The sequence below is a fragment of the Bradyrhizobium sp. USDA 4503 genome (assembly GCF_054055815.1).
This window is the reverse complement of record NZ_JBSRXS010000001.1, coordinates 2,037,524-2,057,519: the sequence shown is the minus strand read 5'-3', so window position 1 is coordinate 2,057,519 and position 19,996 is coordinate 2,037,524. Positions and strand designations below refer to the sequence as shown.

The 19,996-nt window shown below is 65.3% G+C and carries 18 protein-coding genes; 17 read left to right on the top strand and 1 reads right to left on the bottom strand.

The genetic code is table 11. From position 1 onward, the window contains the following. The first annotated feature begins 18 nt into the window (after positions 1-18). The 4 genes from ACVMIH_RS10100 to ACVMIH_RS10085 are packed head-to-tail and all read left to right on the top strand — an operon-like array spanning position 19 to position 2,646. The gene (locus ACVMIH_RS10100) at positions 19-378 is read left to right on the top strand and encodes an ArsR/SmtB family transcription factor (RefSeq protein WP_057020839.1); all 360 of its coding nucleotides are present in this window, start codon (positions 19-21) and stop codon (positions 376-378) included. Beyond that, entirely contained in the window at positions 378-1,064 is a 687-nt protein-coding gene (locus ACVMIH_RS10095) for an aquaporin (RefSeq protein ID WP_456866422.1), read from the top strand. Before ACVMIH_RS10100 ends, ACVMIH_RS10095 begins: the two co-directional genes overlap by 1 nt. Further along, positions 1,061-1,483 (top strand): arsenate reductase (glutaredoxin), encoded by a 423-nt coding sequence (gene arsC, locus ACVMIH_RS10090; RefSeq protein ID WP_456861548.1) that lies wholly within the window; start codon positions 1,061-1,063, stop codon positions 1,481-1,483. Before ACVMIH_RS10095 ends, arsC begins: the two co-directional genes overlap by 4 nt. Then, positions 1,480-2,646, top strand: coding sequence for an MFS transporter (locus ACVMIH_RS10085; RefSeq protein ID WP_057020836.1), 1,167 nt, complete (start codon positions 1,480-1,482; stop codon positions 2,644-2,646). Before arsC ends, ACVMIH_RS10085 begins: the two co-directional genes overlap by 4 nt. Here ACVMIH_RS10085 and ACVMIH_RS10080 read toward each other — a convergent pair. Then, a complete protein-coding gene (locus tag ACVMIH_RS10080) occupies positions 2,615-3,523 on the bottom strand; it encodes a LysR substrate-binding domain-containing protein (protein ID WP_456866419.1) in 909 nt (302 codons plus the stop codon). The two genes, ACVMIH_RS10085 and ACVMIH_RS10080, sit on opposite strands and share 32 nt — an antisense overlap. A gap of 80 nt (positions 3,524-3,603) precedes the next feature. Between ACVMIH_RS10080 and psrA the strand changes: the two genes are divergently transcribed. The 13 genes from psrA (at position 3,604) to ACVMIH_RS10015 (ending at position 19,801) form a co-directional block, all read left to right on the top strand. After that, entirely contained in the window at positions 3,604-4,734 is a 1,131-nt protein-coding gene (gene psrA / locus ACVMIH_RS10075; protein ID WP_057020834.1) for an iron-containing alcohol dehydrogenase PsrA, read from the top strand. Positions 4,735-4,759: 25 nt separating this feature from the next. Continuing rightward, entirely contained in the window at positions 4,760-6,007 is a 1,248-nt protein-coding gene (phnA, locus tag ACVMIH_RS10070) for a phosphonoacetate hydrolase (protein WP_456866416.1), read from the top strand. A 26-nt stretch (positions 6,008-6,033) separates the two neighbouring features. Continuing rightward, positions 6,034-7,482 (top strand): phosphonoacetaldehyde dehydrogenase, encoded by a 1,449-nt coding sequence (phnY, locus tag ACVMIH_RS10065; protein WP_456861546.1) that lies wholly within the window; start codon positions 6,034-6,036, stop codon positions 7,480-7,482. Between the two features lie 86 nt (positions 7,483-7,568). Next, complete coding sequence (locus ACVMIH_RS10060; protein WP_210262819.1) at positions 7,569-8,885, top strand: MFS transporter; 1,317 nt, start codon at positions 7,569-7,571, stop codon at positions 8,883-8,885. Between the two features lie 436 nt (positions 8,886-9,321). Continuing rightward, entirely contained in the window at positions 9,322-10,626 is a 1,305-nt protein-coding gene (locus ACVMIH_RS10055) for an MFS transporter (RefSeq protein ID WP_057020831.1), read from the top strand. A 52-nt stretch (positions 10,627-10,678) separates the two neighbouring features. Next, positions 10,679-11,455: a maleate cis-trans isomerase family protein gene (locus ACVMIH_RS10050; protein ID WP_456861544.1), complete on the top strand. Its 777-nt coding sequence runs from the start codon at positions 10,679-10,681 to the stop codon at positions 11,453-11,455. A gap of 15 nt (positions 11,456-11,470) precedes the next feature. Further along, positions 11,471-12,277, top strand: a complete 807-nt coding sequence (locus tag ACVMIH_RS10045; protein ID WP_309143773.1) for a GntR family transcriptional regulator — start codon at positions 11,471-11,473, stop codon at positions 12,275-12,277. After that, entirely contained in the window at positions 12,274-13,038 is a 765-nt protein-coding gene (locus tag ACVMIH_RS10040; protein WP_057020829.1) for an aspartate/glutamate racemase family protein, read from the top strand. Before ACVMIH_RS10045 ends, ACVMIH_RS10040 begins: the two co-directional genes overlap by 4 nt. After that, positions 13,038-14,450 (top strand): dihydropyrimidinase, encoded by a 1,413-nt coding sequence (gene hydA / locus ACVMIH_RS10035; protein ID WP_456785131.1) that lies wholly within the window; start codon positions 13,038-13,040, stop codon positions 14,448-14,450. Before ACVMIH_RS10040 ends, hydA begins: the two co-directional genes overlap by 1 nt. A 46-nt stretch (positions 14,451-14,496) precedes the next feature. Beyond that, positions 14,497-15,381 carry an alpha/beta fold hydrolase gene (locus ACVMIH_RS10030; RefSeq protein ID WP_253639687.1) on the top strand — a complete coding sequence of 295 codons (885 nt, stop codon included), beginning with the start codon at positions 14,497-14,499 and terminating at the stop codon, positions 15,379-15,381. A gap of 474 nt (positions 15,382-15,855) precedes the next feature. Continuing rightward, complete coding sequence (locus tag ACVMIH_RS10025) at positions 15,856-17,502, top strand: phospholipase C (protein WP_256521415.1); 1,647 nt, start codon at positions 15,856-15,858, stop codon at positions 17,500-17,502. 109 nt (positions 17,503-17,611) lie between these two features. Next, on the top strand, positions 17,612-18,943 hold the full coding sequence (locus ACVMIH_RS10020) for a cytochrome-c peroxidase (protein ID WP_076834547.1): 1,332 nt from the start codon (positions 17,612-17,614) through the stop codon (positions 18,941-18,943). Between the two features lie 72 nt (positions 18,944-19,015). Next, complete coding sequence (locus ACVMIH_RS10015) at positions 19,016-19,801, top strand: aldo/keto reductase (protein WP_076834545.1); 786 nt, start codon at positions 19,016-19,018, stop codon at positions 19,799-19,801. Positions 19,802-19,996: the final 195 nt, after the last annotated feature.

Sequence of the window (19,996 nt, the reverse complement as noted above, 5' to 3'; positions counted from 1 at the left end):
TTGTAGGATTATCGAAAGATGGAGGAGCGTCAAGCCCGAACCGCCTTCGCCGCGTTGTCGCAGGAAACGCGGCTGCGGATCGTGCGGCTGCTGGTCCAGGCGGGTCCCGAGGGGATGGCCGCGGGGGCGATTGCGGAGGCGGTCGAGGTGTCGCCATCCAACGTGTCGTTCCATCTGAAGGACCTCGAGCACGCCGGCATGATCGTGCCGCGCCGCGAGGCGCGCTCGATCATCTACTCGGCGGATTTCACCGGTTTGCGTGACCTCATCGCCTTCCTGATGAAGGATTGCTGCGCGGGCCACCCGGAGATCTGCGCGCCGGCGCTCGCCGCCGCCCAGTGCAAGCCTTCCACCAGCAAGAAGAAGGCGCGTGCGTGATGCGCGATTTCGATCTGCCACGGCGCCTTGTGGCGGAATGTCTCGGCACGTTGCTTCTGGTCGCGACCGTCGTCGGCTCCGGCATCATGGCAGAAACCCTGACCAAGGACGTGGCCCTGGCGCTGCTCGGCAATACGCTGCCGACCGGTGCCATCCTGGTGGTGCTGATCACGATCCTTGAACCGATATCCGGCGCGCATTTCAATCCGGCGGTGACGCTGGTGTTCACGCTCAAGGGCGAGCTCCGCCCGCCGCACGCCGCGCAGTACGTCGCGGCGCAGGTGCTCGGGGGAATCCTGGGTGCGATGGTCGCGCATGCCATGTTCGGCCTGCCGCTCCTGGTGTTCTCCGCCAAGGCGAGGACCGGGTTCCCGCAGTGGTTTGCGGAATTCGTTGCCGCGTTCGGACTGGTCGCAACAATCATCGGTGGCCTGCGGTTTCGCGAGGCCGCTATCCCATGGCTGGTCGGGCTCTACATCACGGCCGCCTACTGGTTCACCGCGTCCACGTCTTTCGCCAACCCGGCCGTTGCCATCGCGCGATCATTCACCGATACGTTTTCCGGTATCCGCGCGCAGGACCTGCCGGGATTTATCGTCGCCGAGATTCTGGGGGCGATGGTCGCGCTGGCGCTGATGACGTGGCTGTTGCGGCAGAGCGAAACGAAGATGGAAGCAATCCGATGACGATCACGATCTACCACAATCCCGATTGCGGGACGTCGCGCAACGCCCTGGCCATGATCCGCCAAAGCGGGGAGGAGCCGGAGATCGTCGAGTATCTCAAGACGCCACCCGCGCGCGACACGCTGATCGCGCTGATCAAGGCCATGGGCATGACGCCCCGCGCGCTGTTCCGCGAGAAAGGCACGCCTTATGCAGCGCTCGACCTTGCCAATCCGAAATGGAGCGACGACGAGTTGATCGATTTCATGATCGCGCATCCGATCCTGATCAATCGGCCGATCGTGGTCTCGCCGAACGGCGTGAAACTGTGCCGGCCGTCCGAGGCTGTGCTTGAACTTCTCGCCACTGACATTGGCCAATTCGTCAAGGAGGACGGAGAAGTGGTCCCGCCCAGGACGCCGGGTGCGCGCGCCGGATGAGCCGCCGTGCAGACAACGTCCTGATTGTTGCACTCGGGACCACGCAAACCCTTGCCTGGGCGTCGAGCTATTATCTGCCCGCCATCCTCGCGGACCCGATCGCGCGGGACCTCGGCATCTCGACCAACTGGCTGTTCGCCGCGTTCTCGATGGCGCTGGTGATCTCCGGGCTGCTCGGTCCGCGCGTCGGCCGCCAGATCGACCGGATGGGCGGACGCGAAGTGCTCTGTGCGTCCAACCTCATCCTGGCGTCCGGTCTGATCCTGCTCGGGCTGTCGCAGGGCGGCGTGCTGATGGCGGTGAGCTGGCTGTTGCTCGGCGTCGGCATGGGTCTTGGCCTGTATGATGCAGCCTTCGCGGCGCTCGGGCGCATTTACGGCAACGCCGCCCGTCGCTCCATCACCGGCATTACGCTGATCGCGGGCTTTGCCAGCACGATCGGCTGGCCGCTGAGTGCGTGGGGGCTGGCAACCATCGGCTGGCGCTGGACCTGTTTCGGCTGGGCTGCGGCGCACATCCTGATCTGCTTGCCGCTCAACGGCCTCCTGATCCCGAGGCTAAAGCGGGAGCATCGGATCGCGGCCGACACGCCGAAGCCGCACATCGCCATCGACCGCGCCATGGTGTTACTCGCTTTTGCCTTCGCCGCCGCCTGGAGCGTGACGTCGGCGATGGCGGTTCATCTGCCGCGAATTCTGGAGTCGCTCGGTGCGACGCAGGCGCAGGCGATCGCGGCGGGCGCACTGATCGGCCCGGCTCAGGTGGCGGCGCGCATTGTCGAAGCGAGCCTGCTGAAGCGCTTCCACCCGCTCTGGTCGGCGCGCCTGGCCTGCATCACACATCCCTTGGGCGCCTGCGTCATCGGCCTGTTCGGCGGTGGCTTCGCGGGGGTGTTCGCGCTGTTGCACGGTGCCGGAAACGGCATCCTGACCATCGCGCGCGGCACGCTGCCGCTGGCGATATTCGGTCCGAAGGATTACGGCTACCGCCTGGGACTGCTCGGCGCGCCGTCGCGACTGTCTCAAGCCCTCGCGCCCCTCATATTCGGATTCCTGATCTCGCCGCTCGGTGGCTACACGCTTGCGGTCACATCGGCTCTGAGCTTGGCCGCGCTGCTGGCGCTGTTCGCACTCAAGGCCGGGCCGAAGACCCCCTCGCGCTAGCATCACGCCCCTTCATCCGCCGGACCGTGTCGATGAACGCCTTGATGATCGGGGAATGGCCACGTCCGCTGTGATGCGCGATGCTGTACTGGGTCTTGATGGTGCGGTCGCTGATCTCCAGCGCGCGCAGATTGGGATGCGGCACGAATTCGAAGTCGGCGACGACGCTAATGCCCAGGCCGCGCTCGACCGCCTTCCACACACCCTCGCGGCTCTCGATCTCGAACACCGGTTCGATCCTGATGCCCTCGGCCTGCATCGTCGCCTCGAACGCGCGCCGCGTGGTCGAGCCGCGCTCGCGCAGCACGATGGGCTGGTCGGCCAGCTCGCGCAGCCTGACCGACTTGCGCTTGAACCAGGGATGGTCGCGGTTGACGAACACGATCACGCGGTGCGTGCGGTAGGGGATCATGGTGACGCGCGGATCCTCCGGCACCTCCGCCAGGATCGCGACGTCGGCCTCGAAGTCGACGATGTGGCGGAAGGTGCGTTCGGAATTGCCGAGCAGGGTCGAGATCTGCACCTCCGGATGATCGCGCTTGAACGCCGCGATGATCTCGGTGGCATGAAACGGCCCGACGGTCGCGACCCGCAGATGGCCCTTGGTCGCCTTGCCGTGCGCGGCCAGGAGGTCGTGAGCCTCGTCGCAGAACGTCATGATGCCGCGGGTGATCTCGAACAGCGCGGCGCCGGCCTCGGTGAGCTCGGTATGCCGCGGCTTCCGAATCAAAAGCTCGACGCCGTAGCTCTCCTCCAGCTCCTTGACCTGGATGGTCAATGTCGGCTGGCCGACGTTGAGCACGCGCGAGGCCGCGGTGAAGCCGCCATGGGTGGCGACCGCGTGGAAGGCGCGAAGCTGGCTGAACACTATTGGCATAATCAATAGAACGCATCCGTAGAATGAATTTGTCAATAGCAGCCGGCGCCGTACCTTCGCGCCAAACGGAGGACGCGCGGATGGACTGGACTTATTCCAACCCGGTGAGGATCGAATTCGGAGCCGACAGCTTCGACAAGCTGCCGGGGCTGATCGGCAAGCGCGCCTACGCGCTCGTGACCTATGGCGAGCCGATCTTCGACGAGCTCGAGCGGCGGCTGCGCGCCGCGGCGGGACCGTCTGTCCTGACTATTCGCGACGTCGCGCCCAATCCGGACTACCGCCTGCTTACCGAGCAGACCGCGCGCTTTGCCGGGCTCGCGAGGCAGCCCGAGGTGATCGTCGCGCTCGGCGGCGGCTCGGTGATCGACTCCGCCAAGGTGTTCGCGGCCGCCGGCGGCGACTTCGCGACCGTCAAAACCTATCTGGAGACGCAGCAGGGCGCCGAGCGCCTCGCGGCGATCCCGATCATCGCGGTGCCGACCACCGCGGGCACCGGCAGCGAGGTGACCTGCTGGGGCACGGTGTGGGACGAGGCCAACGGCAAGAAATACTCGCTGGCGCGTCCGTCGCTCTATCCGACCCATGCCGTGATCGATCCGCGCCTGATGCTCGGCAAGCCGCAGCTTCTGACCGTCAGCACCGGGCTCGACGCGCTGTCGCATGCGCTGGAGAGCATCTGGAACGTCAACAACAATCCGGTGTCGGCCAACCACGCGGTGGCCGCGGCACGCAGCATCCTCGAGGTGCTGCCGAAGCTCGCCAACGACCTCGGCAATCTCGAGCTGCGCAGCCGCATGGCGCAGGCGGCGCTGTTCGCGGGCCTGGCATTCTCCAACACCAAGACCGCGATCGCGCATTCGCTGTCCTATCCGATTACGCTGCGGCACGGCGTCCAGCACGGCATCGCCTGCTCGTTCTCGCTGCCGATGGTGCTGCGCAGCGTCAAAGGGGCGGGCGGGCTCTGCGAGGACAGCTTGAGGCAGATCTTCGGCGCCGACCTGGCCCGCGCCGCCGACGATCTCGAGGACTTCATGGCGCGGCTCGGCATCTCCTGCAATCCGGCCGCCTACAGGATCGAGCGCGCCGAATGGCACGCGCTGATCGCGGACTCGCTGGAGGGCGAGCGCGGCCGCAACTTCTTAGGGTCGAAGGAACGGCTGATCGAGGCAGCGCAGACGCAGCGGATGCCGAGCGCGGCGAACGCGTGACGACGGCGCAGTGACGAGGAGAGGCATCATGCAAGACAATCGTAAAACCATCACCGTGAACGGGCGCGATTACGAGGCGCCGACGCGGCCAACCGTCGTGATTTGCCTCGACGGTTCGGAGCCCGGCTATATCGAGCGGGCGATCGAGGCCGGCGTCGCGCCGACCTTCGCACGCTTCATGAAGGAGGGCGCGCACGTCCATGCCGCCAGCGTGATCCCGAGCTTCACCAATCCGAACAACCTCTCGATCATCACCGGACGTCCGCCCGCGGTGCACGGCATCGCCGGCAACTACTTCTACGACACGGCGAACAACGCCGAAGTCATGATGAACGATCCGAAGTTCCTGCGCGCACCGACCATCCTCGCCGGTGTCCACGACGCCGGCTACAAGGTTGCCGCCGTCACCGCCAAGGACAAGCTGCGCACCTTGCTTGCGTACGGTCTGGACTATTCCAGCGGCCGCGCCATCGCCTTCTCGTCCGAGAAGGCCGACCAGGCCACCAGGGCGGCGAACGGCATCGATGATGTGCTCGATTTCGTCGGCCTGCCGCTCCCCGAGGTCTACTCGGCCGATCTGTCGCGCTTCGTGTTCGCGGCCGGCGTCAAGCTGGTCGAGCGTTACCGTCCCGATCTGATGTACCTGTCGACCACCGACTACATCCAGCACAAGGTCGGGCTCGGCACCAAGATCGCCAACGACTTCTACGCGATGATCGACGGCTATCTTGCGAAGCTGGATGCGCTCGGCTGCAACATCGTGGCGACCGCCGACCACGGCATGAACGACAAGTTCCTACCCGACGGCAAGCCCGACGTGATCTACCTCCAGGACGTCATGGACGACTGGACCGGTACGGGCGCCGCACGCGTGATCCTGCCGATCACCGATCCCTATGTCGCCCATCACGGCTCGCTCGGCTCGTTCGCGACCATCTACACGCCGGAGGGCGCCAACGTCGACACGCTGCTGTCGCGGCTGCGTGCGACCGGCGGCATCGAGGTCGCGCTGACGCGCAACGAGGCCTGCGCCAGGTTCGAGCTGCCGCCGGACCGGATCGGCGACATCGTCGTGATCTCGACCAGGCACAAGGTGCTGGGCACCAGCGAGTCCCGTCACGATCTCTCGGGCCTGACCGAGCCGCTGCGCTCGCATGGCGGGCTCACCGAGGAGCGGGTGCCGCTGATCGCCAACCGCAAGATCGCGCTGCCCGCCGGCCACGCCCTGCGCAACTTCGACGCCTTCGACGTCGCGCTCAACCGCATCCAGTGACGCATTCGGACCCCAAGGACAGTGCCATGAACATCCAGAGCCCGGCCGTTCGCCACGAGCAGATGCGCATCGCGGGCATCCTCGTCGACACCGACGAGCATGTCGAGGTTTTCAGTCCCTACACCAACAAGGTGGTGGGCACGGTGCCGGCGGCGCGGCCGGAGCATGTGCGCAGCGCCTTCGCCAAGGCGGCCGCGTTCAAGCCGAAGCTGACGCGCTACGAGCGCCAGCGCATCCTGCTGCGCACCGCCGAGATCCTGGCCGGGCGCAAGGAGGAATTCGCGCGGTTGATCACCGCCGAGTCCGGCCTGTGCTGGAAGGATTCGCTCTACGAGGCCGGGCGCGCCTATGACGTCTATTCCTTTGCCGGCCAGCTCGCGATCAAGGACGACGGCGAGACGTTCTCCTGCGACATCAGCCCGCAGGGCAAGGCGCGCAAGATCTTCACGACGCGCACCCCGCTGCTCGGTGCGATCTCGGCGATCACGCCGTTCAACCATCCGCTCAACATGGTGAGCCACAAGATCGCGCCCGCAATCGCGACCAACAACCGCGTGGTGCTGAAGCCGACCGAGCTGACGCCGTTGACCGCGCTCGCGCTCGCCGACGTGCTCTACGAGGCCGGGCTGCCGCCGGAGATGCTGTCGGTGGTGACCGGCAACCCGCATTCGATGGGCGATGCGATGATCACCGATCCGGACGCCGATCTCGTCACCTTCACCGGCTCGGTCAGGGTCGGCAAGCACATCGCCAATAAAGCGGGCTACAAGCGGCTGGTGCTCGAGCTCGGCGGCAACGATCCGCTGATCGTGATGGAGGACGCCGACCTCGACAAGGCGGCCGAGCTCGCGGTGACCGGCGCCACCAAGAATTCCGGCCAGCGCTGCACGGCCGTGAAACGTATCCTCTGCGTCGAGGCGGTCGCCGACGATTTCGCCGCGCTGGTGCTGACGAAGGCACGCAAGCTGAAATGCGGCGACCCGATGGACCCGACGGTCGACGTCGGCACCGTGATCCATGAGGGCGCGGCGAAGGAATTCGAGCGCCGCGTCAATGCCGCCGTCGCCGACGGCGCCGAGCTGCTGCACGGCAACGCTCGCGACGGCGCGCTCTATCCGCCGACCGTGGTCGACCGGATTCCCTACACCAGCGAGCTGGTGATGCAGGAGACGTTCGGGCCTGTGATCCCGATCATCCGCGTGCCCAACGACATCGACAGCGTGATCCGGATCTCGAACGCGACCGCGTTCGGGCTGTCATCCGGCGTCTGCACCAACCGGCTCGACTACATCACGCGGTTCGTCAATGAGCTCGACGTCGGCACCGTCAACGTCTGGGAAGTGCCGGGCTACCGGATCGAGATGTCGCCGTTCGGCGGGATCAAGGATTCCGGCCTTGGCTACAAGGAAGGCGTGCAGGAGGCGATCAAGAGCTTCACCAACGTCAAGACCTATTCGCTGCCCTGGCCGGTCTAGAGCAGCGCGTTCGACGAGGGCCGCACGCGGACAACAAGAACAACGCGGCGGCCGACTGCGATCAACCAAACAAAGGGGAGGCCTCAATGTCGATCACGTTCAGTCCGTCGGGCGTCGGCTCGGTCGGAGTCCAGAATCCGGAGCTTGCGACATCGTTCCGCCGCGCGCAGTGGCGGATGCTGTTCGCGGCGATGTTCTGCTATCTGTTCTTCTACACCGGGCGGCAAACCTTCGGCTTCGCCATTCCCGGCATCCAGGCCGAGTTCGGCGTCACCAAGGAGGCGCTGGGCTGGGCCAGCGCGGCGCTGCTCTGGTGTTACGCGGTCGGGCAGGCCATCAACGGCAATCTCGGCGACAAGTTCGGCGGCCGCCGCGTGATGAGCGCCGGCGCGATCCTCTCCTTCATCATGAATTGGGCCACCAGCCTGTCGACCGGGATCGTCAGCCTCACCGCGTTCTGGGGCATCAACGGCTATTTCCAGTCGATGGGATGGGCGCCGGGCAGCCGGCTGCTGTCGAACTGGTGGGGCCGCCACGAGCGCGGCACGGTCTACGGGCTCTATACATTCGCGGCGGGGCTTGCCTCGGTGCTGTCGTTCGTCACCTCGCTAGTCGTGGTCGGCTACTTCCAGCTCGACTGGCGCTGGATCTTCCGCATCCCGGTGGTGCTGCTGCTGCTCGGCGGCATCGCGTTCTACCTGATCGCGCGCGAGAAGCCCGAGGACATGGGCTTTGCCTCGCCGCATGACGAGGCCGACGATGTCGCCTCCGCGGAAACTGCGGTCAGCGCCGATGAGGGCTCGCTGGCGCGCTACAAGGCGGTGCTGTCGAACTGGCGTCTTTTGGTCGCCGGCGTCGCGATCGGCTTCCAGAACGCGGCGCGTTACGGCCTCTTGGTGTGGGTGCCCGTGCACTTCCTCGGCAGCAACTGGGCCAAGGCCGGCGCCGCCTCGGTGATCGATCCGCGCTGGATCAGCATCGCGCTGCCGGTCGGCATGGCGGTCGGCGCGTTCAGCAATGGCTGGGTCTCGGACAAGGTGTTCGGCTCGCGCCGCTACCTCGCCATCGTGCTCTACATGGCGCTCGCCGCGGTCACCTCGCTGTGCATGTACGCGATCCCGACTTCGGACGTCGTTCTCGGAATGACGGTGCTGTTCCTGTGCGGCTTCTTCACCTACGGTCCGCAATCCTCGTTCTGGGCGCTGTGCCCGGATCTGGTCGGCCACAAGCGGGCAGGGACCGCGACCGGGGTGATGAACTTCTTCGCATATCTGTTCGCAGGTCTCGGCGAGCCGATGATCGGCCACTTCATGGACAAGCATAACCAGACGTCGCTGGTGTTCCTGGTGGTCGCTGTCTGCGCGACCTCCAGCGCGGTGGTGGCGGCCTTCATCCGTCGCTAGCTCACTGCGTCCCGGGCAACGGCCCCGGGGCGCCGCTGTCCGTGCCTACGTAGCCCGGATGAGCGAAGCGATATCCGGGGCTGGTTTTGTCCCCGCATGTCGCTTCGCTCATGCGGGCTACGCTCGTTTTTACAGTGAGCAGAGCACCGCGGCGGGCGATTGTTGCAGCGGCGACGCCGGGCCAATTCCCTGCAATCGCCTGCCTCGCGCGGCTGACCTGACGCCCAATTCCTGATCATCGGCTGCTCAATCGAAATGCTCGACTGCTAAAATATCGCTTTATATCAATTAGATATATTAAATTGCATGCAGAATACAAAATGTGCTTGTCGGTTTGGCCGCCTTGAAGCAGACTTCGCGCAGGGCAGGAGAGGCCAGCGACCGTCAAGGACGAGGGGCGCGGCAGGGCAAAACAATCTGTCGGGAGGAGCAAGCAATGAGCGATCAGGTGTCCACCATCGCAATGGCAGATGCGGCAAAGCCTTCAGGCGTGCGCTGGAAGATTTTCCTGCTGATGCTGTTCCTGATCTCGATCAACTATATCGATCGCGCCTCGCTCTCGGTCGCGATGCCGGTCATCGCCAAGGAGTTCGATATCGATCCGGCGATGCAGGGCCTGATCCTGAGCTCGTTCTTCTGGACCTATGCGCTGATGCAGGTGCCGGGCGGCATGCTCGCCGATCGCTTCAAGCCGCGCATCGTGATCGCGCTCGCGACGCTGTTCTGGGGCTTCTTCCAGGCGCTGGCGGCGCTGTCGACCAGCTGGATGTTGCTGCTGCTGACCCGGCTCGGGCTCGGCGCGTCGGAAGCGCCGATCTATCCGGCCGGCGGCAAGCTCAACGCGATCTGGATGACGCAGACCGAGCGCGGCCGCGGCGCCACCTTGCTGGACGGCGGCGCACCGCTTGGTGCGGCGCTCGGCTCGATCGTGATCGCCTGGTTGATGGCGGCGTTCAGCTCCTGGCGCGTCGCCTTCGTCATCGCCGGCGTCGGCACCATGCTGTGCGGGCTGTGGGCCTGGTACTACATCCGCAACGTGCCGCGCGAGCATCCGTCGGTCAATGAAGCCGAGGCGCGCTATCTCGAGGAGGCGCACGCGATCGAGGATGCGGCGACGCCGCCGTCTTCGGGCGCAAGCTGGATGGCGTATTTCCGGTTTCGCTCGGTGTGGTGCATGTGCCTCGGCTGGATGTTCTTCAACACCACGTTCTACGGGCTGCTGACCTGGATGCCGACCTACCTGTTCAAGGTGCACGGCTTCGACATCAAGGCGCTGGGCGGCGCGTCCTTCATCATCTTCTTCGCAGGCTTCGTCGGCGAACTGGTCGGCGGCTGGATCGGCGATAACTGGCGGGAGCGGGGAGGGTCGCCCAACACCGTGTTCCGCACGCTGTTCGGCATCGCGGCGATCATGGCGACGGTGTCGATCTTCCTCGTCGCCTACGTCACCAACGCGGTTGCGGTCGTGGTGCTGCTGTCGACGACGCTGTTCTTCCTGCGCTGGTGCGGCATGTACTGGGCGATTCCGTCGGCGCTGGCGGGCCGCGGCAAGTCCGGCTTCCTCGGCGGCTGCATGAATCTCGGCGGCAACATCGCCGGCATCACGACGCCGCTGATCGTCGGCTTCATCGTGCAGGCCACCGGCTCCTATTTCCTGGCCCTGATGTATTTCGCCGCCGCGGGCATTGCGCTGTTGATCTGCTCGACCCTGATCGATTACAGCCGCAAGCTCCCGGTCTAGAACGGATGCGGCCGAATCCGCCAAGGGTTCGGCCGCTTGACGAGGCTCACCAATGACACGTCCTATCAGGCTCGGCATGCTGACGCCGTCGTCGAATACCGCGCTCGAGCCGATCACCTGCGCGATGCTATCGGGCGTCGACGACGTCTCGGCGCATTTCTCGCGCTTCAAGGTGACCGAGATCGCGCTGTCGGAGCAGGCGCTGCGCCAGTTCGACGCCAGCGAGATTCTTCGCGCGGCCGAGCTGCTGGCGCATGCCAAGGTCGACGTCATCGCCTGGAATGGCACCTCGGCAAGCTGGCTCGGTTTCGACCGCGACGAGAGCCTGTGCGAAGAGATCACGGCGGCAACGGGTATCAAGGCCTGTACCACGGTGCTGGCCTATCGCGACGTGTTGCGGCGGATCGGCGCCAGCCGCATCGGGCTGGTGACGCCGTATCGCAAGGACGTGCAGGAGCGGATCGTCGCCAACTGGAATTCGCAGGGGCTGCACTGTTTTGCCGAGCGGCATCTGTCGCTGCAGGACAATTTCTCCTTTGCCGAGGTCAGCGAGGCCGAGGTCGCAAAGCTGATCGAGGAGGTGGTGCGCGAGGGCTGCGATGCCGCCGTCGTGCTCTGTACCAACATGCGCGGCGCCCGCGCAGCCGAGCGGCTGGAGCGCGGATTTGGCGTCCCGGTGCTGGATTCGATTGCGGTGACACTGTGGGCATGCCTTGCCGCGGCCGGCTGCGATCCGTCGCGCGTGCAGGGCTGGGGCAGCCTGTTCTCGAACCCCGATCTGCGCGCGGCCGCCGCGATCCACGTGGGAGGGCGCGATCTCCAATCATGACAGTGAAGGCAAGCGGTGACTGAACCCAAGGCGACCAGACGTAACAAGGAACCCAAGCGCGCGATGACCGCGCTGCAACGGCGCCGTCTGCGCGTGCCGCGGGTTGGGCTGCACGAGCAGGCGGCGACGCGGCTGCGCACCATGATCGTGCGCGGCGAGCTGGCGCCGGGGCAATCGCTGGGGGAGGCGGACCTCTCCGACGCGCTCGGCGTCTCGCGCACGCCGCTGCGCGAGGCGCTGAAGCAATTGGCGAGCGAGGGCCTGGTCGAGCTGCGGCTCAACCACAGCGCCGTGGTGGCGCCGTTCCGCCGCGCCGAGCTCGCCGAACTGTTCGAGGCCGTCAGCGGCATCGAACGCTGCGCCGCCGAGCTCGCCGCGCTGCGCATGGAGTCGGACGACTTCGAACGGCTCGCGGCGCTGCAGGACAAGATCGAATGGCATCACGGCCGCGGCGAGCTACGCGATTATTTTCAAGTTAATCAGCAGATCCATTCGGCGATCGTCGGCTTCGCCCGCAATGCCGTGTTGAAGGCGACGCACGAGGCGCTGCTGGCGCGGGCCGAGCGGGCGCGCTTCTTCGCGCTGTCGGTGCTCGGCCGCTGGGATGAATCGGTGCAAGAGCATCAGGAGATTTTGTCGGCGCTGAAGGCGCGTGATGCGGCCCGGGCCGGGCAGATACTGGCCCACCACGTGCGCCGCACCGGCGAGATCGTCGCCGAGACGCTGGATGCCAAGGCAATGAACGACAAGGCGGACGACGCCGCGGCACCGGAGGCACCGGCAAGGCCACGCGGCCGCAAGACGAGGGACGTTGCGCCATGAAGATCCTGCTGCTCAATCCCAACACGACGGCTGATGTGACGGATCTGCTCCATGCCGCCGGCAGCAAGGCGGCGTCGGCCGGCACCGAGCTCGTGCCGCTCACCGCCGCGCGCGGCGTGCCTTATATCGCGACCCGCGCCGAGGCCCAGATCGGCGGTGCGATCGCGCTGGAGATGCTGGCTGAAGCCGGCCCCGGCGTCGATGCCGCTGTCATCGCGGCGTTCGGCGATCCCGGCCTGTTCGGCGCGCGTGAGCTGTTCGCCTTCCCCGTCGTGGGATTGGCCGAAGCTGCGATGCTCACGGCCTGCATGCTCGGCCGCCGGTTTGGTATCGTCACCTTCGCCGGCGCGCTGGCGCCCTGGTACGAGGAATGCGTCGCCATGCACGGGCTGAGCTCGCGCTGCGCCGGCATTCGCACGCTTGACGGTCATTTCCAGTCGATCTCGGAGGTGCAGGCCGAGAAGGAGGAGCTGCTGGTCGCGCTCGCCAACCGTGCGGTCGATCAGGACAACGCCGACGTCGTCATTCTGTCGGGCGCACCGCTTGCCGGACTCGCGGCAAAAGTCCGCGACCGCATTCCGGTGCCGGTGGTCGATCCGGTCGCGGCGGCGGTGCGGCAGGCGGAGACGCTCGCCGTGCTCAAGCCGCGCAAGGCGGTGGCCGGCACCTTCCGCCGTCCCGATCCGAAGCCGACGCGCGGGCTGGCCGAGCCGCTCGCCGCAATCATCGAACACCGCTCACCGAAGGAGGGAACAAACTGATGTCCTTCGACACCATTATCCGCGGCGGCACCGTGGTGACCGCGGCCGACACCTTCGCCTGCGACGTCGGTATCCGCGGCGGCAAGATCACGGCGCTCGGCCATGATCTCGGCGATGCAGCCACGATCATCGACGCCACCGACCGCCTGGTGCTGCCCGGCGGCATCGACAGCCATGTCCACTTCGCCCAGCCGTCCGGCGACGGCATCGTAATGGCCGATGGTTTTGCCAGCGGCACGCGATCGGCGGCCTTCGGCGGCAACACCACCGTGCTGCCGTTCTGTCTGCAGGAGAAGGGCCAGACCCTGCGCGAGGCGCTGAAGCATTACCATTCGCTGGCCGAAGGCGAGTGCCATGTCGACGTCGCCTTCCATCTCATCCTCACCGATCCGACCGAGCATGTGCTGGGCCAGGAGCTGCCGGCCCTGGTCGAGGACGGCTACACCTCGCTCAAGGTCTTCATGACCTATGAGGGCCTCGCGCTGTCGGACCGGGAGTTGCTCGAGACCATGTCGGTCGCGCGCGAGACCGGCGCCATGCTGATGGTGCATGCGGAGAATTTCGACGCCATCCGCTTCCTGACCGACCGGCTCGAACGGACCGGTAACACCGCGCCGCGCTTCCATGCGACCTCGCGGCCGATCCCGGTCGAGCGCGAGGCCACCCATCGCGCGATCTCGCTGTCCGAGCTCGTCGACGTGCCGATCATGATCGTGCATGTCTCGAACCGCGAGGCGATGGACGAAATCCGGCGCGCGCAGCAAAGGGGCTTGCGGGTCATGGGCGAGACCTGTCCGCAATACCTCATGCTGACCGAAAAGGATCTCGATCAGCTCAACATGGAAGGCGCAAAATACGTCTGCTCGCCCCCGCCGCGCGACGTCGCCAGCCAGCAGGCCTGCTGGGAAGGTCTGCAGCAGAAGGTGTTTTCGGTGTTCTCGTCGGACCATTGTCCGTTCCGTTACGACGACCCGCAGGGCAAGCTTGCGCCGAAGGGACGTACCAGCTTCCGCTGGGTGCCAAACGGAATCCCGGGCGTGGCGACGCGGCTGCCGATCCTGTTCTCCGAAGGCGTGGTGAAGGGGCGGATCGACCTCAACAGCTTCGTCGCCTTCAGCGCCACCAACCATGCCAAGATCTACGGCCTCTATCCGCGCAAGGGTACGATCGCGGTCGGCTCGGATGCCGACATCGCGCTGTGGGACCCGAAGCGCAAGGTGACGATCCGTCACGAGTTGATCCACGACGGCGCGGACTACACGCCCTATGAGGGGCTCGAGGTCACGGGCTGGCCGGTGCTGACCATGGTGCGCGGCAAGGTCGTCGTCGATAACGGTACGCTCATTGGCGGCAAGGACCACGGCACCTATCTGCCCCGCGCCAAGCCGCCGAAGGCCGCGACCATTCCGTAACGCGACCAAATCCGTAACAAGCAAAGAGAGAAGGCAGGAGATCAACATGCCCTATGCTGTGACAGACGACGGAGTGCGGCTCTATTTCGAGGAGACCGGATCGGGGCATCCGGTGATCCTGGTTCACGAGTTCGCCGGCGACTTGCGCAGCTACGAGCCGCAGATGCGGCACTTCGGCAAGCGCTTCCGGACCATCGCCTACAATGCGCGCGGCTTTCCGCCGTCGGATGTGCCGGAGCAGGTCTCGTCCTATTCGCAGGCGCGCGCCGCCGACGATATCCTGGCGGTGCTCGATCATATCGGCGCGCCGAAGGCGCATATCGTCGGTCTGTCGATGGGCGGCTTTGCGACGCTGCATTTCGGATTACGTCACCCTGATCGGGCGCTGTCGCTATGCATCGGTGGCTGCGGCTACGGCGCCGAGCTCGATAAGCGCGAGACGTTTCGCGCCGAGGCCGACGTGATCGCGGGCATGATCCGCAAGGAGGGCATGCCGACCTTCGCCGAGCGCTACGCCTACGGGCCGACCCGCGTGCAGTACGAGAACAAGGACCCGCGCGGCCATGCCGAGTTCAAGGCCATGCTGGCCGAGCATTCGGCGGTGGGATCGGCCAACACCCAGCAGGGCGTACAGAAGGAGCGCCCTTCGCTCTACACGCTGGTCGACGAGATGAAGCGGATCAAGGTGCCGACGCTGATCATCACCGGCGACGAGGATTGGCCTTGCCTGCTGCCGGGCATCCTGATGAAGCAGAGCATCCCGTCGGCCGCGCTCGCGGTGATGCCGAACTGCGGCCACGCTATCAACATCGAGGAGCCCGACGAATACAACCGGATCGTCGGCGAATTCCTGGCGCAGGTCGAGAGCGGCCGCTGGCCGCAGCGCGATCCGCGCGCGGTCAGTGCTTCGATCACTGGAATGAAGGGGTAGGCTTCACGCCGAGTTGAATCGCGGCCTTCATCCGCCACCAGACCAAGCATCCGCGCTTTTTGGGACACATCCCCGGAAGGCGCGGATTTTTTTCGGGCGTGAGCAAGCCGCGACAGCCGGCGGTGCACAACCTGTTCGCATGATTGCTGACTGCTGCAGTCATCTCCAACGCGATCCGTTCAATTCCATGTCTTGTGACCGAAACCGCGTCCACAGATAGCCGATCGCGTGAGACGGAAGAGGAGGGCGTCTGTCATGCGCGCAAAGATTGGTCCCCCGATATCTGCAACCGATGCGGACATGAGCGCGCATCATCGTTCGTCGCATTCATTCGACCGACACAGCGCTGTCATCGGTGGTGGATAACTTGTCGCAGGTCGACGTCATAAATCCTTAAAAACAAAAAGGGGCACTACGGTGAAAACCAAATTTCTTTCGACGGTCGGAGTCTGTCTGGTTGCTGCCGCTGCGGTGATGTGCAGCGCCGCCGCTCAGGACGACAACAAGGGCAATAACGGCCACGATCATCATCCGCACGACATCCACACCCAAACGCCGATCAAGCATCTCGTCGTCATCTTCAACGAGAACCGCTCGTTCGATCACTACTTCGCAACCTACCCGGTTGCGACCAACCCGACCGGCTCGATTCCGTTCACGGCGAAGCCGCATACGCCGAAGGTCAACAATCTCGCCAGCGCCAATCTGTTGACCAATAACCCGAACACCAATCCGGCCAACGGCACCGGCGCAACCAATCCGTTCCGCCTCGACCGCACCCAGGCCAACACCAAGTCGCAGAACCACGCCTACACGCCCGAGCAGCAGGCAGTCGACAACGGCAAGGAAGACCTGTTTCCGAAATTCACCGGTCGCGGCACCGCCGGCGGCGTCGGCGCGTTCGGTACCAACGGGCAGGTGATGGGCTATTTCGACGGCAACACCGTCACCGCGTTCTGGAATTATGCCCAGAACTTCGCGATGAGCGACAACAGCTGGACCGACACCTTTGGTCCGTCGACGCCCGGCGCGCTCGAGGTGATCTCCGGCCAGACCAACGGCGCGCAGAACATCGTCGGCTCGTCATCTTCGATCGCCGACGGCCAGGGCGGCCTGACGCTGATCGGTGATACCGACCCTGCCTACGATGCCTGCTCTAGCACGACCAGCCAGGTCCTGATGACCAGCAAGAACATCGGCGACCTGCTCAATGCCGAGCAGATTAGCTGGGGCAGCTTCATGGGCGGCTTCGACCTGACGCTCAAGAACAGCAACGGCACCACCAACTGCGGCCGCAGCACGTTCTCGAGCAACGTCAACGGCACCGTCGTGGACTACATCCCGCACCACGCCTGGTTCCAGTACTACAAGTCGACCGCCAACCCGAGCCATGCGCGGCCGAGCTCGGTGAATGCGGTCGGACACACCTATGTGCCCGGCAGCAAGACGCTCGATCCGGCCAATCACGCCTACGATCTCGAGGACTTCTATGCTTCGGTGAAGGCCGGCAACTTCCCGGCCGTCTCCTACATCAAGATGCCGGCCTATCAGGACGGTCATCCCGGCAACTCCGATCCGCTCGATGAGCAGGCCGGCAATGTCGAGTTGATCAACTTCCTGCAGAAGCAGAAGGAGTGGGGCGAGACCGCCGTCATCATCACCTATGACGACTCCGACGGCTGGTACGACCACCAGTACCTTGCACCGATCAGCGCCTCGTATGATCCCACCGCCGACCAGGTCAACGGTCCCGGCCAGTGCGGTCGCGGTATCGGCAGGCAGACGCCGCCGAACGGCCTCAACGGCCAGCCGGTAAACGGCCGCTGCGGTCCCGGTACGCGTGTCCCGTTCCTGGTGATCTCGCCCTTCGCCAAGCGGAATTACGTCAGCCACACCCGCATCTCGCAGGCCTCCGTCGTTCGCTTCATCGAGGACAACTGGCTGCACGGCCAGCGTCTCGGCGGCGGCTCGTTCGACGACAACGTCGAATCGATCGCCGACATGTTCGACTTCGAGCGCGGCCACGGCCAGGACCACGAGTACCGGCAGGACACGCTGTTTCTCGATCCGACCGCCGGCACCGTCATCGTCAGCGCGCCGGACGATCACCATCACCACTAACGCCCTTCGGTTCTGATCCAATCAGAACCGAAGCTCTGCCCTGACGCGTTCTGCTCGCGCGAACTGGTCTCCAGTTCGCGCGAAAACGCTTAACGACACTGGATCTGATATGAATGGCCGCACCTTGTGGCTTCTCGGCGCCGGCCTGCTGTGCATGGCCGGCGCCGTTGCGGCCGTCGAGACGCAGGGACTTCCGGGGACCAATCCGAACCCGGTGCAGCTCAGGCGTCCGCCTGTTGCTCCGCTGTCCGCCATGGCGCAGCTCGGCCAGAAGATTTTTTTCGACGCGTCGCTGTCCTCGTCGGGCGCATTGTCATGCGCGTCCTGTCACAGTCCGGACCACGCCTACGGGCCACCCAATGATGGGCCGGTGATGCTCGGCGGGCCCGCGCAATCCCGGCAAGGGACACGCGCCGTGCCGGGCCTGACCTATCTCGAGCGGCAGCCGAATTTCAGCATCGGGCCGGAAAAGGACGAAGACGACAATGTCGTCGACTTCGCGCAACTGGCCGCGCTCGGCCAGCAGGCTCCGCGCGCCAAGAAGGTCGCGACCGGGACGGCCGCGTCGGCGGTCAACATCGTGCCGCAGGGCGGACTGTTCTGGGACGGCCGCGCCGATACGCTGCAGGACCAGGCGATCTTCCCGCTGCTTGATCCCAACGAGATGGACGGCGGCAGCATCGAAATCGTGGCGCAGAAGCTGCGCCAGGCGAGCTACGCGCCGCGCTTCGCCGAGCTGTTCGGCGCCGGTGTCTTCGACAATACGCGGCTGCTGGTCGCGGAGGCGATGTTTGCCGTCGCGCGCTATCAGGTTGAGGAGCCGAGCTTCCATCCCTACACCAGCAAGTTCGACTACTGGCTGGAGGGCAGGGCGCGATTGAACGAGAGCGAATTGCGCGGCCTGCAATTGTTCAACGATCCGGACAAGGCCAATTGCGGCGGCTGCCATACGTCGCAGCCGACCCGGGACGGTCTGCCGCCGCTGTTCACCGATCACCAATATGAGGCGCTCGGTGCGCCGCGCAACGCCGCGCTCGCCGGCAACCGCGATCCCGACCATTTCGATCTCGGGGTCTGCGGTCCGTACCGCACCGACATTGCCGAGCAGACGCAATATTGCGGGATGTTTCTGACGCCGACCTTGCGCAACGCGGCAACGCGTCGCGTGTTCTTCCACAACGGCGTCTTCACCAGCCTCGAGCAGGTGCTCGACTTCTATAACTTCCGCGATACCAATCCGGAGAAGGTCTTTCCGCGCGGCGCCGACGGCACGGTGCGCAAGTACGATGACCTGCCGGAAAAATATCACGGCAATGTCGACGTCAGCGATCCGCCGTTCGAGCGCCATCTCGGCGACACGCCGGCGATGACGGCGCAGGACGAGGCCGACATTATCGCCTTCCTGAAGACGCTAACCGACGGCTACCAGCCGGAGCGGTGAGACGTCGCGACGTTCCATCGCGGAACCGAACCGCGAGTTGGCAGGGCTTCGTCATGCGCGCATAATGGGCCCATGAATGTCGTCGAAGGCAACGGTGCCAGAATCCCGGCAATCGGGCTCGGCACATGGGAGCTGCGCGGGCGGACCTGCGCACGCATCGTCGAGCAGGCGTTGCGGCTCGGCTATCGCCACATCGACACCGCCCAGATCTATGACAATGAGCGCGAAGTCGGCGAGGGGCTGCGTGCCTCCGGCATCAAGCGCGACGACGTGTTCGTCACCACCAAGGTCTGGACCACGCATTTCATGGCCAAGGATCTCGAGCGGTCGGCGAAGGAGAGCCTGGCGCGGCTGCGCCTGACCGAGGTCGATCTGTTGCTGCTGCACTGGCCCAATGCACAGGTGCCGCTTGCCGAGACGCTCGGCGCGCTGGCGCGGGTCAGGCAGGCGGGCCTGGCGCGGCATATCGGCGTCTCCAACTTCAAAGTGGCGCTGATCAAGGAGGCGGTGGCGGCATGTCCCGAACCGCTCGCCTGCGACCAGGTCGAGTACCATCCTTATCTCGACCAGGCCGATGTGATCGAGGCCTGTCGACGCCGCGGCATGGCGTTCGTTGCCTACAGCCCGATCGCAAAAGGGCGGGTCAAGGGCGACCGCGCGCTCGCGCGGATCGGCGACCGCTATCGCAAGAGCGCTGCCCAGGTCTGCCTGCGCTGGCTGGTGCAGCAGAATGTCTCCGCGATCCCGCGCACCTCGAAGCTCGAACGCCTTCAGGAGAACATCGACATCTTCGATTTCGAGCTGTCCGTTGACGACATGCGCGAGATCTCGGCGATCGGGAGCGCTGACGCACGGTGACGGGCCCCGCGACGCATGGGCTCTTTGCCTGAGCATCAAGTCTTGGAAAGCATCAAGTTTTGGAAAAATGGCTGGGTCCTGATCCGGATCATGCTAATGCGCCGCTGGCCGATTGCAGCTTTGGACCGAATGGGGATTGAGGCAGGCGGGTTCCGGCCGGTATTGTGGCCGGGCGGGAAGAGACGTCACTGATGT